11 protein-coding genes are annotated in these 14,173 nt (G+C 60.4%); 6 read left to right on the forward strand and 5 right to left on the reverse strand.

Annotated elements, in window-relative coordinates; translation table 11 throughout:
• Positions 1 to 12: 12 nt before the first annotated feature.
• The 6 genes from D3M70_RS03330 (at position 13) to D3M70_RS03355 (ending at position 6,207) form a co-directional block, all read left to right on the forward strand.
• A complete protein-coding gene (locus D3M70_RS03330) occupies positions 13 to 1,233 on the forward strand; it encodes an SfnB family sulfur acquisition oxidoreductase (protein WP_120124316.1) in 1,221 nt (406 codons plus the stop codon).
• Positions 1,233 to 2,594, forward strand: a complete 1,362-nt coding sequence (locus D3M70_RS03335) for an LLM class flavin-dependent oxidoreductase (RefSeq protein ID WP_120124318.1) — start codon at positions 1,233 to 1,235, stop codon at positions 2,592 to 2,594. Before D3M70_RS03330 ends, D3M70_RS03335 begins: the two co-directional genes overlap by 1 nt.
• Before the next feature lie 157 nt (positions 2,595 to 2,751).
• Positions 2,752 to 3,546 (forward strand): MetQ/NlpA family ABC transporter substrate-binding protein, encoded by a 795-nt coding sequence (locus tag D3M70_RS03340; protein ID WP_120124320.1) that lies wholly within the window; start codon positions 2,752 to 2,754, stop codon positions 3,544 to 3,546.
• A gap of 1 nt (position 3,547) precedes the next feature.
• Positions 3,548 to 4,675 (forward strand): methionine ABC transporter ATP-binding protein, encoded by a 1,128-nt coding sequence (locus tag D3M70_RS03345; RefSeq protein WP_120124321.1) that lies wholly within the window; start codon positions 3,548 to 3,550, stop codon positions 4,673 to 4,675.
• A complete protein-coding gene (locus tag D3M70_RS03350) occupies positions 4,665 to 5,309 on the forward strand; it encodes a methionine ABC transporter permease (RefSeq protein ID WP_120124323.1) in 645 nt (214 codons plus the stop codon). The genes D3M70_RS03345 and D3M70_RS03350 overlap by 11 nt, the downstream gene beginning before the upstream one ends.
• A gap of 271 nt (positions 5,310 to 5,580) precedes the next feature.
• On the forward strand, positions 5,581 to 6,207 hold the full coding sequence (locus tag D3M70_RS03355; protein ID WP_120124325.1) for a bifunctional 2-polyprenyl-6-hydroxyphenol methylase/3-demethylubiquinol 3-O-methyltransferase UbiG: 627 nt from the start codon (positions 5,581 to 5,583) through the stop codon (positions 6,205 to 6,207).
• Positions 6,208 to 6,392: 185 nt separating this feature from the next.
• On the opposite strand, the gene D3M70_RS03360 is transcribed toward D3M70_RS03355, so the two are convergent.
• The 5 genes from D3M70_RS03360 to D3M70_RS03380 all read right to left on the reverse strand — a co-directional run bounded on the left by D3M70_RS03360 (position 6,393) and on the right by D3M70_RS03380 (position 14,068).
• Positions 6,393 to 9,521, reverse strand: coding sequence for an efflux RND transporter permease subunit (locus D3M70_RS03360; RefSeq protein ID WP_120124326.1), 3,129 nt, complete (start codon positions 9,519 to 9,521; stop codon positions 6,393 to 6,395).
• Positions 9,518 to 10,588, reverse strand: a complete 1,071-nt coding sequence (locus tag D3M70_RS03365) for an efflux RND transporter periplasmic adaptor subunit (RefSeq protein WP_120124328.1) — start codon at positions 10,586 to 10,588, stop codon at positions 9,518 to 9,520. The genes D3M70_RS03360 and D3M70_RS03365 overlap by 4 nt, the downstream gene beginning before the upstream one ends.
• A complete protein-coding gene (locus D3M70_RS03370; protein WP_120124329.1) occupies positions 10,585 to 11,712 on the reverse strand; it encodes an efflux RND transporter periplasmic adaptor subunit in 1,128 nt (375 codons plus the stop codon). The genes D3M70_RS03365 and D3M70_RS03370 overlap by 4 nt, the downstream gene beginning before the upstream one ends.
• A 309-nt stretch (positions 11,713 to 12,021) precedes the next feature.
• Positions 12,022 to 13,041, reverse strand: a complete 1,020-nt coding sequence (locus tag D3M70_RS03375) for an ABC transporter substrate-binding protein (protein WP_120124331.1) — start codon at positions 13,039 to 13,041, stop codon at positions 12,022 to 12,024.
• Between the two features lie 160 nt (positions 13,042 to 13,201).
• The gene (locus tag D3M70_RS03380; RefSeq protein WP_120124332.1) at positions 13,202 to 14,068 is read right to left on the reverse strand and encodes an ABC transporter permease; all 867 of its coding nucleotides are present in this window, start codon (positions 14,066 to 14,068) and stop codon (positions 13,202 to 13,204) included.
• Positions 14,069 to 14,173 lie beyond the last annotated feature (105 nt).

Consider the following 14,173-nt stretch of genomic DNA (forward strand, 5'->3'; position numbering starts at 1 on the left):
GAAACACTTTTTATGAGCATTCAATCCTTACCGCGTGAAACGCAGGCGGCTCCCGCGACTGCGATTATTCGGGATGACGCACAGGCTCTGGAGATCGCCCGGGCACTGGCCGAGGCCTTCAAAGAGCAGAGCGCCGTGCGCGACCGCGAGCGTCGCCTGCCGCATGTCGAACTGGAGCAATTTTCCCGTTCGGGCCTGTGGGGTATCAGCGTCCCCAAGGCGTTCGGCGGCGCAGGTGTATCGAACGTCACGCTGGCCGAAGTCATCCGTCTCATTTCCGCTGCCGATGGCGCCTTGGGGCAGATTCCGCAGAACCACTTCTATGCCCTCGAAGTGCTACGGGTCAATGGCGACGCGGAACAGCAAAAGCGCCTGTATACCGAAGTGCTTGCCGGTCAGCGCTTTGGCAATGCCCTTGCCGAACTCGGAACAAAAACCGCCCATGACCGCACCACGCGCCTGAGCCGTGACGGCAATGGCTGGCGCATCAATGGTCGCAAGTTCTACTCCACCGGGGCGCTGTATGCCCAGCGCATCCCGACCTCGGTGATCGATGACGACGGCATCCAGCAACTGGCCTTTGTGCCGGCTGATGCTGTGGGGTTGAGCGTGATCGATGACTGGAGCGGATTCGGTCAACGCACCACCGGCAGCGGTTCGGTAGTGTTCGAAAACGTCTACGTCGGCGCCGACGATGTCGTGCCCTTTAAGACCGCTTTCGAACGCCCCACGACAGTCGGTCCGCTGGCGCAGATTCTCCATGCGGCCATCGACACGGGTATCGCTCGCGCCGCCTATGAAGACGGGTTGCATTTCGTGCGCACGCGCACCCGGCCCTGGATCGACTCGGGCATCGAAAAAGCGGTCGATGATCCGCTCACGCTGCACAGCTTCGGCAAGCTTGCGATCCGTCTTCACGCCGCCGAGGCGCTGCTCGAACGCGCCGGGGAACATCTGGATCGCGCGCACGCCGAGACAACCGCAGAGAACCTCGCTCAAGCGTCGATTGCCGTCGCTGAAGCCCGAGCCATCAGCACCGAGATATCGCTGGCAGCCGGTAGCACATTGTTCGAGCTGGCCGGGAGTCAGGCCACGCTGGCCGAGCACGGTCTGGATCGTCACTGGCGCAACGCGCGAGTACACACGCTGCACGATCCGGTGCGCTGGAAGTATCACGCCATCGGCAACTTCTACCTCAACGACGTCAATCCACCGCGTCGGGGGACGATCTGATGAGCAAGAAAAAGATCCTGCTCAATGCGTTCAACATGAATTGCATCGGCCACATCAACCACGGTTTCTGGACGCACCCGCGCGATACCTCGACCCAGTACAAGACCCTGGAATACTGGACGCGCCTTGCACAATTACTGGAGCGCGGACTGTTCGACGGGTTGTTCATCGCAGACATCGTTGGCGTCTATGACGTGTACCAGAAGTCGGTCGATGTGACGCTGAAAGAGTCGATCCAGTTACCGGTCAACGATCCACTGCTCCTGGTCTCGGCCATGGCGGCCGTCACCCGGAACCTGGGTTTCGGCCTGACCGCCAACCTCACCTATGAGACGCCCTATCTGTTCGCCCGGCGCATGTCGACGCTCGATCACCTGACCCGTGGGCGTGTGGGCTGGAACATTGTCACCGGTTATCTGGACAGCGCAGCCAAGGCCATGGGGCTGACCGAGCAGATCGAGCATGACCGCCGCTACGATCAGGCGGACGAATACCTGGAGGTGCTTTACAAGCTCTGGGAAGGCAGTTGGGAGGACGACGCGGTCATTGAAGATCGCCAGGCGCGGGTCTACGCGCAACCGGAGAAGGTGCATTACGTGCGGCACCACGGCGAGTTCTATCAGGTGGAGGGTTATCACCTGTGCGAGCCCTCCCCGCAGCGCACACCGGTGCTGTTTCAGGCGGGCAGTTCGGACCGGGGTCTGCAGTTCGCAGGCAGCAACGCCGAGTGCGTTTTCATCAGCGGCCAGAACAAGCCTGCCACTCGCCAACAGGTGGACAAGGTTCGCGCCAGCGCCGTGGCGGCAGGTCGCAATCCTGACGACATCAAAGTGTTCATGGGCCTCAACGTCATCGTCGGGGTCACGGAGCAGGCTGCTCGGGACAAGCACGCCGAGTACCTGAAATACGCCAGTGCCGAGGCAGGCCTGGCTCATTTTGCGGCGTCTACCGGCATCGACTTTGCCGAATACGAACTGGACGAACCGATCCAGCACGTCAAAGGCAACGCGATTCAATCGGCGACGAAGATCCTCAAGAACAATGACTGGACCCGACAGAAACTCCTGGATGAGCACGCCCTGGGCGGACGCTACATCACCGTCATCGGCTCGCCTGAACAAGTCGCGGACGAACTGGAGTCATGGATCGCCGAAACCGGCCTTGATGGCTTCAACCTGACCCGCATCGTCACTCCGGAAAGCTATGAGGACTTCATCGACCTTGTGATCCCGGAATTGCAGCGGCGGGGCTCGTACAAGACCGCTTATGAGCAGGGGACCTTGCGCGAAAAGTTGTTCCCCGAGGGTGAGGCGCGGTTGCCGGAACAACATGCATGGGCACGATTCAGAGCCACCCACTGACCGAATATGAATCGTAGGAGCGCGCTTGCCCGCGATGGCGTTGTATCAGACACATTCTTCATCGCCTGACACACCGTGATCGCGGGCAAGCGCGCTCCTAGAGCTTCTGCGAACCCCAAAAATACTGAACCAGCCTCCTGACACCGGATAACGAAAGATGACCAGAACACTGCTGCCCCTTGCCCTTTCCCTTGGCCTTTTTGCAGGCCTGGCGCAAGCCGCTGACCAACCCCTGAAAGTCGGTACCACAGCGGCTTTCGCCATTCCGTTGGAAGCCGCTGTGGCCGAAGCCGACAAACAGGGTCTCAAGGTCGAACTGGTGGAGTTCACTGACTGGATCGCTCCCAACGTCAGCCTCAACGCCGGCGACATCGATGTGAATTATTTCCAGCACATTCCCTTCCTGGAGAACGCCAAGGCAGCATCGGGCTTCGATCTGGTGCCTTATGCACCGGGCATCATCAACAACGTTGGCCTGTACTCGAAAAAATACAAAAGCTTCGATGAACTGCCGACCGGCGCCAGCGTTGCCATCGCCAACGACCCGATCAACAGCGGTCGCGGACTGCAACTGCTGGCCAAGGCAGGGTTGATCACGCTCAAGCCCGGCGTGGGCTACAAGGCGACTGAAGACGACATCACCAGCAACCCGAAAAAGCTCAAGCTGATTCAGGTCGAAGCGGTGCAACTGGTCCGCGCCTACGATGATGCCGATCTCGTCCAGGGCTACCCCGCCTACATTCGGCTTGCGAAAACCTTCGATGCAGGCTCGGCGATTCTGTTCGATGGACTGGATCACCCCGAATACGTGATTCAGTTCGTGATCAGGCCCGATCACAAGGACGATCCGCGTCTGGCCAGATTCATCGACATCTACCAACACTCGCCGGTCGTGCGCGCCTCACTGGACAAGGTGAATGGCTCGCTGTACCAGGTCGGCTGGAAGAACTGACATGAATGCCACCGCGCAACGCTCCCAGCCTCTTGAACACGGCGCCGGGCCCTTGGCCGGACGTGCCGAACTGCACCCGCAGAAAGCCAGTGCTCACGTGCGCTTTACCCAGTTGGGCAAGGTTTATGAGGGGCGGCAAGGACCCGTCGCCGCGCTCAAAGGCATTGACCTGGATATCCAGCGCGGTGAAGTGTTCGGCATCATTGGCCGCAGCGGCGCGGGCAAGTCTTCGCTGATTCGCACCATTAATCGCCTGGAGCAACCGAGCAGCGGCCGGGTGCTCATCGATCAGGTCGATATCGCAGCCTTCAACGAAGACAAGCTCGTAGAACTGCGCCGACGCATCGGCATGATCTTCCAGCACTTCAACCTGATGTCAGCCAAGACCGTGTGGCAGAACGTCGAACTGCCGCTGAAGGTCGCAGGCGTGCCCAAGGAGCAGCGTCAGCGCAAGGTCGCCGAATTGCTTGAGCTGGTAGGCCTCAAGGACAAACACAAGGCCTACCCCGCGCAGTTGTCCGGCGGTCAGAAGCAACGTGTCGGGATTGCCCGAGCACTGGTGCACGATCCGGCGATCCTGCTGTGCGACGAAGCCACTTCGGCGCTTGATCCCGAAACCACGCAATCGATTCTCGGCTTGCTGCGCGAGATCAATCAGCGCCTGGGCCTGACCATCATCCTGATCACCCACGAGATGGCCGTGATTCGGGAAATCTGTGATCGCGTGGTGGTTCTGGAACAGGGCGAGATCGTCGAGCAAGGTCCGGTCTGGCAGGTGTTCGGCGACCCGCAGCACGAGGTGAGCAAGACGCTGCTTGCGCCGCTTCAACACGTTCTGCCGGACGACCTGCACGCCCGCCTGCACGCGCAGCCCTCGGACAAGAGCGCAAGCGTCGTGCTGGATCTGCAATTCACCGGCAGCACCGGCAACGAGCCGGATCTGTCGGCACTGTTCAACGCCTTCGGTGGCAGAGTGAGCCTTTTGCATGGCGGCGTCGAGCGCATTCAGGGCCGGGCGCTGGGGCATCTGCTACTCGCCATCAGCCACTCACCGCTGTCCATCGAAGAACTGCTCATTCGCGCCCGCAAACAGGCGCAACACGCGAAGGTACTCGGTTATGTGGCTTGATCGTTTGTGGCAAGGCGTCATCGACACCTTCTTGATGGTCGGCGTGTCATCATTGATCGCGCTGATCCTGGGCATCCCGCTGGCGGTGATTCTGGTCACCAGCGGCAAAGGCGGGATTTTCGAAGCACCGAACGTCAATCGCGTACTGGGCGCGTTCGTCAACGTCTTCCGTTCGGTGCCGTTCCTGATCCTGATGGTCGCGCTGATCCCCTTCACCCGCCTGATCGTCGGCACGACCTACGGCGTCTGGGCCGCCGTCGTCCCCCTGACCATCGCCGCCACGCCGTTCTTCGCACGCATCGCCGAAGTCAGCCTGCGCGAAGTCGACCACGGCCTGATCGAAGCCGCACAAGCCATGGGCTGCCGCCGCTGGCACATCGTCTGGCACGTCCTGCTACCCGAAGCCCTGCCCGGCATCGTCGGCGGATTCACCATCACCCTCGTCACCATGATCAACTCCTCCGCCATGGCCGGCGCCATCGGCGCGGGAGGCCTGGGCGACATCGCCTACCGCTACGGTTATCAACGGTTTGATACGCAGGTGATGCTTACCGTGATCGTGCTGCTGGTGGTGTTGGTGGCAGGGATTCAACTGGGCGGGGATCGGTTGGCGATCAGATTGAACAAGCGATGAACAGAGGGTACGTAGCTGATCTGGCAGACTTTTGATTCGGAGTTGATTCTGGCCGAAGGCCGTGGGAACCCTGCTTGCCAGCGATCTGCCGCGCAGCGGTAGCTAAACCGGTCCTCTTCGCTGTGTCAGATAGACCGGATTTGCCGGGTTGCTGTCGCTTCGCAACAGATCGCTGGCAAGCCCGGCTCCCACGCCCTTCGGACAGAAGCAAGACCGCGACGAGCCCACGTCGGGGTATATTGGCAGCTTCTCCCGCTCAGAATCCGCAGCAATGAAACTCGACCCGCAGGACCTCGCTCAGATCACCGCCACCACCCTGGGCAATTACAACGACGTGGCCGAGGGCTTCCGTGAAGGTACGCGGGATCACGATGTTAGTCAGAATATCGACGCGCTGCTGCGCAATATTCAAAGCACGCCACCGTTTCAGATCCTGGATTTCGGTTGCGGGCCGGGGCGGGACTTGCAGACGTTCACCGCGATGGGCCACGTCGCAACGGGACTCGACGGTTCGGAGCGCTTTGCCGAAATGGCCCGCGCCGACAGCGGCTGCGATGTGCTGCATCAGAACTTTCTGGAACTCAATCTGCCTGCCGAGCGTTTCGACGGGATCTTTGCCAACGCGTCGCTGTTTCATGTCCCTCGCCAAGAGCTACCACGCGTACTGCGGGAATTGCACGCAGCATTGAAGCCCGGCGGCGTCCTGTTCAGCTCAAATCCGCGGGGAAACAATCAGGAAGGCTGGAAAGGCGAGCGTTATGGCTCGTTTCATGACCTTGAGTCGTGGAGCGCCTTGCTGACCGGGGCGGGTTTCGTCGAAGTCGAGCATTACTACCGGCCCGCGGGGCTGCCGAGGGAACAGCAACCTTGGCTTGCGAGTGTCTGGCGCAGGGTTTGATCAGGCTATGCATACCTGACCCTGCCCGACGGGCGTGTGAACCGGCTTTCTGCATATCTTCCAGAGAACCCCGGCAGGTCCGGTCTTGATTTCCTGTAGCAGTCCGGCTTGCCGGCGGCGGCGTCATTGAGATCGCTGCCGTCGGCAAGCCGTACTGCTACAGAAACGTGTTTGCCAGACAACGGTCACTGCGCCGCAGGATGCGCGCCCTCTTCGCCATGTTCTTCCTTGCGTTTCTGCTTCTCGGCGTCGGCCTGTTCACGCTGCTCTTTGGTCGGTTCCTTGATCTTGTACCAGGTCACGTACAGCGCCGGCAGGAACAGCAGCGTCAGCAGGGTGGCGATGATGATCCCGCCGATCATCGCGTAGGCCATCGGCCCCCAGAACACTTCGCGGGCGATGGGGATCATGCCCATGCTCGCCGCCGCAGCCGTCAGCAGAATCGGCCTACGCCGGTGCTGGGTCGCTTCGGCGACGGCGTCCCACGGCAGGTAACCTGCTTGTTCATATTCTTCGATCTGGGTCACCAGAATCACCGAGTTGCGGATGATGATGCCGATCAGCGCGAGAATCCCGAGAATCGCCACGAAGCCCATCGGCGTCCCCGTCGGGACCAACGCCAGCACCACGCCAATCAGCCCCAGCGGCGCGACACTCGCGACCAGGAACATCTTCTGCACGTTGTGCAGCTGGATCATCAGAAAGGTCGCCATCAGGAACAGCATCAACGGCACGACCTTGGCGATGGGTCCCTGGGCCTTGCCGCTCTCCTCCACCGTACCGCCCGTAGCGATTTTGTAACCCACTGGCAAATCGGCTGCGAACTTGTCGATTTCCGGCTTCAAGTCTTTGACCAGATCGGTCGGCTGGATTTCGTCGCGAACCGCCGCCTTGAGTGTGATCGTTGGCTTGCGATCACGACGCCAGACCAGCGGCTGCTCCAGTTCATACCGCACGTTGGCGAACGCCAGCAGCGGAATCGACGCGCCGCTCTGCGTGACGATCTGCAGGTTCTGCAGGGTTTCCGGGGAGCCGCGCTCTGAATCCACTGCACGCCCGACCACATTGATCAGGTAAATGTCGTCGCGCACCTGAGTCACATTGGCGCCGGTAACGATGCTGTTCATCAACTGCGCGACGTCTTCGGACGACAGGCCTAGCTGTCGCGCCTTGTCTTGATTGATGTCGATGCGCAGGACTTTGCCAGGCTCGTTCCAGTCGTAGATCATCTCGCCGATGTGCTGATTCTTGTCGAGCAGTGTCGCCAGTTCGATGGCGTGCTGACGCACCTTGTCGATGTCGTCGCCACTGACCCGATACTGAATCGGCCGACCCACCGGAGGTCCCATTTCCAGCGGCTGAACGTAGGTGCCGATGCCGACGAAGTCTTCGCGCAGCAGCTTCCTCAAACGGTCCATCAACGGACCACGCTGCTCCAGCCCCTTGCTGACGATCACCAGCTGCGCGTAGTAGGGATTTTCCAACTGCTGGTCCAGCGGCAGATAGAAACGCACCGCGCCCTGACCGATGTAGGTGCTCCAGCGCACCACATCCGGGTCGTCCTTGATGATCGCCTCGAGCCTGTCGACTGCCTTGCGCGTCTCGTTGATCGAAGCGTTCTGTGGCAGGTTGAGGTCGAGCAGGATTTCCGGCCTGTCTGACGACGGGAAAAACTGGTTCTGCACGAAGCGCATGCAAAACAACGCTGCCGCGAACAGCGCGATGGTAATGATGATCGCCAGCCAGCGGTTGCGCATGGCCCAGAACATCGAGCCATTGAAGGCTCTTGCAACGCGGCCTGGCGGCTTCTGTTCGTGTTTCTTGATGTTGTCGCTGAGGATATGAACGCCGATCACCGGGGCGAACAACACCGCGACGACCCAGGACACCAGCATCGCGACAGCAATCACCGCAAACAGGGTGAAGGTGTACTCACCGGCCGAACTGCCATTGAGGCCGATGGGCACGAAACCGGCCACGGTCACCAGCGTACCGGTCAGCATCGGGAAGGCGGTCGAGGTGTAGGCAAAGGTCGCTGCCTGTTCCTTGGTATCACCCAACTCCAGACGCGTGACCATCATCTCCACGGTGATCATCGCGTCGTCCACCAGCAGGCCGAGCGCAATGATCAACGCCCCCAGCGAGATCCGCTGCATGGTGATGCCGCTGTATTCCATGAACACGAAGACCATCGCCAGCACCAGCGGAATCGAACAGGCCACCACCAGCCCGGCCCTCACCCCAAGGCTGATGAAGCTGACCACGAGCACGATGATCACCGCCTCGAACAACGCACTGGTGAAGCCGCCAACGGCCTTCTCGACCACCTGCGCCTGATCGGAAACGTTATGCACGCCCACACCGATGGGCAGGTCCGCCGTGGCCTGATCCATGCGCGCGTGCAGGTCCTTGCCGAACGCCTGAACGTTGCCGCCCTTCTTCATCGCAATCGCAAGGCCGATGGCCGACTTACCGTTGTAGCGGAATTGCGGCTTGGCGGGGTCAACGTAGCCCCGGCTTATCTCAGCGATGTCACTCAACCGATAGAAACGGTCGTTCAGCCGAAGGTTGACCGTCTCAAGGTCCTTTTCCGACTCGAACTGTCCGGAAGTGCGCACGGAAATCCGCTCCGGTCCCGCTTCGATCACGCCCGCAGGTGTCACGGCGTTCTGCGATTGGAGGCTTTGCACGACCTGGCGCTGGTCCAGCCCCAGCGCCGCCAGTTTGCGGGTTGAGAAGTTGAGGTAAATCACTTCGTCCTGCTGGCCGATCATCTGGACCTTGCCCAGCCCCGGCACGTCGCGGATCTGCACCCGCACCTGCTCGACGTAATCGCGCAACTGTCGCAGCGTCAGACCATCGGCGGTGAAAGCATAAATGGAGCCGAACACGTCGCCGAACTCATCGTTGAACGCCGGGCCCTGGATGCCTTGGGGAAACGTGCCGCGGATGTCATCGATTTTCTTGCGCACCTGATACCAGATGTCCGGAATCGCCTCGGCGCTGGTGGTGTCGCGCAGGTAAACGTAGACCGTCGACTCCCCTGGACGGGTATAGCTTTTCACGTAATCGAGGGAGTCCAGTTCTTCGAGCTTTTTCTCGATGCGGTCGGTGACCTGCTCCAGGGTTTCATCGACGGTCGCGCCAGGCCAGCGGGTCTGGATGACCATGGTTTTGATGGTGAACGAAGGGTCTTCTTCGCGCCCCAGATTCATGTACGAGAACACGCCCATCAGCAAGCCGACGAACATCAGGTACCAGACGAATGACTGATGCTTGAGCGCCCAATCGGAGAGGTTGAAATTCCCTTTCATCGTGGGCTGTCCTTATCGACTTTGACTTTCTGCCCCGGCTTGAGGCTGTTCACACCAGCAGTGACGACACGCTCGCCGCCTTTGACGCCCCCCGCCACGACAATCATATTGTTGTCGCGGCTGACGACTTTCACTGGACGCGGCGAAACGGTCTGGTTCTGCATGTCGACGATCCAGAGCTGCGTCTTGCCGTCGACCTCCTGCAATGCGTTGGCGGGCAGTTCGATGCGCGGCTCGATGGCCGAGCTGAGGGTGACGCTGATCGCCGTGCCCAGGCGAAATGCCGCAGGCGTATCGGCCAGGGACAGGCGGGCACGACGTGTGCGGGTCGAGCTTTCGGCCTGGGGCTCGAGTTCGCGCAGGGTGGCGGTGGTATTAATCTCGGGCTCCAGCTGGCTGGCGACCTTGAACACCACATCCTGCGGTAACTGTTCGGCGAGCGGCGCCGGCAAGTCGATCACCGCTTCCTTGATGTCCGGACGCGCCAGGGTCACGACTTGCTCACCGGCACTGACCACTTGCCCGGCTTCGGCTTTCCATTCGGTGACCACCGCCGCGTGATCGGTGCGAAGCTCGCTGTAGCTCAACTGGTCCTGAGACTGCTGCACAGACGCCTTGGCCTGATCGAAAGAGGACTTGGTAGTCTTGAGGTCGGTCACGGCGACGTCCAGCGCCGCCTGCGCACCGACGCCTCTGTCGAACAGTTCCTGCTGACGTCGGGCGTTGGCCTGGGCGTTGATGTACTGCGCTTCAACGCGAGCCAGATCACCCTGGTTGGAGCGCAACTGGTTCTGCAGATCGGTAGGGTCGAGCGTGGCAAGTAACTGGCCTTTTTCGACCTCACTGCCTACGTCCACGCTACGTTGCGCGATACGGCCCCCGACCCGAAACCCCAGCGTACTTTCATAGCGCGCTTCGATATTGCCGGCAAAACGACCCAGATTTTCCGTGGCCTGGGGTTTAACCTCCATGTACAGCACCGGTCGCACCGGTTCCGGCGGCGGCTCCTCCTTGCTGCACGCGGCCAGCATCAACCCGGCGAGCACAATCGCTGACAGACGCTTCATTGCGAGTCCCCCGTCAGGTTCTTGTACACGTCGGCCAGTTCGACCTGCATGTCAGGGTGCAGCAACTGGTTACCGGCAACCACCACTTTCTCGCCGTTCTTCAAGCCATCGACGATGACCACTTTGCCCGTTAGGTAGCGCCCCACCGTCACTGCGCGCAGGTTGGCCTTTTTCTGGTCATCGACCACCCAGACAGCAGGCTTGCCAAGGTCATCGCCCAGCCCCTTGGTCAGCGCCGACCACGGCAGCTCGACACTTTGTTTGGCGGGCACCGTCAGCGCAGCACTGACCACCGAGCCCAGATCCATGCCTTCCGGCAGGGAGCTCAGGGCGATCTTCACCTGCAGTGTTCCGGTCTGCGCAGAAACCGCCGGCGTCACTTCGCGCACCTTGCCGGTGGCTTTGATGTTGGGGTTGTCGAGCAAGGTGACTTCGATCGGCTGATCGGTGGGAGGCTGGACGAACAGTGATTCGTAGACGTTGAAAACGGCATCGCGCTCGCCGGCGCGGGCCAGGCTGAATATCGGCATGGTTGCCTGCACCACCTGACCCACCTCAGCCTGGCGAGCGGTAATGATTCCGGGCGCATCGGCGATCAACGAGGTGTAACCCAACTGCTCGCGAGCATTGGCCAGTTGTGCCTGTGCGGCCTTCAGCGCGCTCTGGCTGCTGCGCAGTTGTGCTTGCGCGGAGTCGTATTCACTCTTGCTGGTGTAACCCTTGGGCAGGAGTTTTTGCTGACGCACAAAGGCGGCGGCGGTCTGCTTCACCCGCGCCTGCTCGGCGGCTTCGGCGGCAATGGCCGAATCGACATTGGTCTGCAGATCCTTGGGATCAAGTTTGGCCAGGACCTGTTTGGCCGTGATGCGGTCACCGACATCGACCATGCGCTGAATGATCTTGCCGCCGACACGAAACGACAGTTGCGTCTGCACGCGGGCCTGAATGTCACCTGTCAGGGTCACGGCAGCGGCGAAGTCGGCGGTCTTGACCTCCTGCACCTGCACGCGCGGACGAACAGGATCGGTGGGTTTTTCCTTGCCGCACCCGGCCAGAAGCGTGAGGCACAGGCCCAGCCCGAAAGCAGTCAGGCTTTTGCAAAAAAACGAGGGTTGGGCGGGCATGCAAGCTCCTTGTGCCAATGCCTTTGCACACCAGACGGCTGAGCGTCGTCGTGCTGTGATCATGCGACTGTGAGCGTAGATCAGGGTTCCTCTCACCGCTAAACGCCGCCAAAACATGTTTTTGGCGGGGATCAGCGCATGGGCAAGAGAGGAAGACCTGTCGCCCACTTTCCGGGCCGGTTTTGAGGTAAACGCGTGTGCATTTGGGCCGGGTCGCTGTATCAACTCTCGGTGTTCTGGCCGAAGGCAGGGAGTCAGGCAGGTCCGCTTTTGATTCTGGCCGGAGGCCGTGGGAGTCAGGTTCGCAAATCAGCTACCCGCCCCACCGTGTGCCTCTTCAAAGAAGAAATCCTTCCAGCTGTCAGCCTTGTTCTTCAGTACGCCGATCTCATGCAGCTTCTCGGCGTAGATGTATGTGCGCTGAGGCACGACAGTAAAATCGATCTCAGGATCGGAAACGATCTTCTCCACCAACGGCAGCGGCAGTTTGGATTTTTCGACTTCGATGTAGGTCTTCGCCGCCGCAGGCTTGTCGGCCTTGATGATCTTCTCGGCCTCGGCCAGCGCGTCATAGAACGCTTTGTAGGTTTTCGGGTTTTCGTCGTGGAATTTCTGCGTGGTGTACAGCACGTTGAACGTCGCCTGACCACCCAGCACATCGTACGAACTCAATACTTTATGCACGTTCGGATTTTCCAGCTCTTGATACTGGAACGGCGGGCTGGAGAAGTGCGCGCTGATTTCCGAACCGCCCGCGATCAACGCCGACGTGGCATCCGGGTGCGGCAGGCTGACGGAAATATTGTCGAATTTCTTGTAGTTGTCGTTACCGAACAACTTGGCGGTTTCGATCTGCAGGGTGCGCGACTGGAAGCCCACGCCAGCGGCCGGAACCGCGATGCGGTCCTTGTCGGTGAAGTCGTTGAGCGTCTTCACTTCAGGCTTGTTGCTGAGCAGGTAATTGGGCATTGATCCCAGCGAGGCGATGGCCTTGACGTTCTGCTTGCCTTTGGTGCGATCCCAAATCGTCAACATCGGCGGCACCCCAGCGGATACCACGTCCAGCGCACCGGCCAGCAGCGCTTCGTTCATCGCCGTGGCACCGGAAATGCTGTTCCAGTCGACCTTGATGTCGATGCCCTGCTCCTTGCCGTGTTTCTCGATCAGTTTCTGCTGCTGCACCACATCCAGAATCAGGTAACCGATGCCAAACTGCTGAGCGATGCTGATCTTGCCTTCGGCATGAGCGCTACTGCTCAACAGTGCGCCGACCAGGCCGACCGTGGCTGCCAGTGCGGTGAGCACCGGATGTTTGATTGAAGTCCCCATAAAATCCTCACAAAAGAAGCAAAAAGTGTTGGCTGGCTTCATGTCCGGCAACCCGGTCCACTCGGCGTTTATCTGGAATGTTGTGTAGCAGTCCGGCTCGCCGGCGGTGGCGATCTCAAGTACGTCACCACCGGCAAGCCGCTCGGCTGCAGAGCTGGTCTCAGCGCTGCATGCCCCAGCGTTTGACGGTCAGGCGCTCAACGTTGCTGAACAGCAGGTTTTCCACGAGCAGACCGATGATGATCACGGCTGCCAAGCCCGCAAACACCTTGTCGGTGTATAGCTCGTTGCGGTTCTGGAAGATGTACCAGCCCAGACCGCCCTTGCCCGAGGACGCGCCGAACACCAGCTCGGCGGCGATCAATGTGCGCCAGGCGAATGCCCAGCCGATTTTCAGGCCCGCCAGAATCGACGGCAGCGCCGCCGGAATCAGGATGTACCAGACGAAGCGCAAGCCCTTGAGGCCATAGTTACGACCGGCCATGCGCTGGGTTTCCGAGACGCCGAGAAACCCGGCGTAAGTGTTCAGGGCCAAGGCCCACAACACTGAGTGCACCAGCACGAAGATCAGGCTGTTTTCGCCAAGTCCGAACCACAGCAACGACAGCGGCAGCAGCGCGATGGCGGGCAGTGGATTGAACATCGCGGTGAGCGTGCCAAGCAGGTCACGACCCAGTTGCGTGGACACCGCCAGCGTGGTCAGGCCGAACGCCAGAACAATACCGATCAGGTAACCCTTGACCAGCACGGTCAGCGAAATCCAGACCTTGGCCAACAGTTCCCCGGTGACGATGCCATCGATAAAAGCCTGAGAGGTTTGTAGAAAGCTTGGCAGCAACAGGTCATTGCCCTGAATGCGCGCAGCAAATTCCCAGATCACCGCCAGGGCAATCAGGATCACACTCTTGCGCACCCAGCTCAGTTGCCAGATGCGTTGTGCCAGAGGAATGTCGCGGGCCAGATCTTCCTGGGTGAAAGGCTCCAGCGCGACTTCGTACTCCTCGCGAATCGAAGGTGAAAGGCTCATGGTGGTGTCTCATCAGGCCCCCCAGTGTAGGAGCGCGCTTGCCCGCGATTGCGGTGTGCCTGTGACATTGAGATCGGCTGTCACTCTGCAATCGCGGGCAAGCGC

Origin of the sequence: Pseudomonas sp. LS-2 (assembly GCF_003605735.1) — a bacterium.
Taxonomy (GTDB): Bacteria; Pseudomonadota; Gammaproteobacteria; order Pseudomonadales; family Pseudomonadaceae; genus Aquipseudomonas.

Coding starts and splice junctions, on each gene's coding strand:
- D3M70_RS03330 (WP_120124316.1), top strand. CDS start 13: ATGAGCATTCAATCCTTACCGCGTGAAACGCAGGCGGCTCCCGCGACT.
- D3M70_RS03335 (WP_120124318.1), top strand. CDS start 1,233: ATGAGCAAGAAAAAGATCCTGCTCAATGCGTTCAACATGAATTGCATC.
- D3M70_RS03340 (WP_120124320.1), top strand. CDS start 2,752: ATGACCAGAACACTGCTGCCCCTTGCCCTTTCCCTTGGCCTTTTTGCA.
- D3M70_RS03345 (WP_120124321.1), top strand. CDS start 3,548: ATGAATGCCACCGCGCAACGCTCCCAGCCTCTTGAACACGGCGCCGGG.
- D3M70_RS03350 (WP_120124323.1), top strand. CDS start 4,665: ATGTGGCTTGATCGTTTGTGGCAAGGCGTCATCGACACCTTCTTGATG.
- D3M70_RS03355 (WP_120124325.1), top strand. CDS start 5,581: ATGAAACTCGACCCGCAGGACCTCGCTCAGATCACCGCCACCACCCTG.
- D3M70_RS03360 (WP_120124326.1), bottom strand. CDS start 9,521: ATGAAAGGGAATTTCAACCTCTCCGATTGGGCGCTCAAGCATCAGTCA.
- D3M70_RS03365 (WP_120124328.1), bottom strand. CDS start 10,588: ATGAAGCGTCTGTCAGCGATTGTGCTCGCCGGGTTGATGCTGGCCGCG.
- D3M70_RS03370 (WP_120124329.1), bottom strand. CDS start 11,712: ATGCCCGCCCAACCCTCGTTTTTTTGCAAAAGCCTGACTGCTTTCGGG.
- D3M70_RS03375 (WP_120124331.1), bottom strand. CDS start 13,041: ATGGGGACTTCAATCAAACATCCGGTGCTCACCGCACTGGCAGCCACG.
- D3M70_RS03380 (WP_120124332.1), bottom strand. CDS start 14,068: ATGAGCCTTTCACCTTCGATTCGCGAGGAGTACGAAGTCGCGCTGGAG.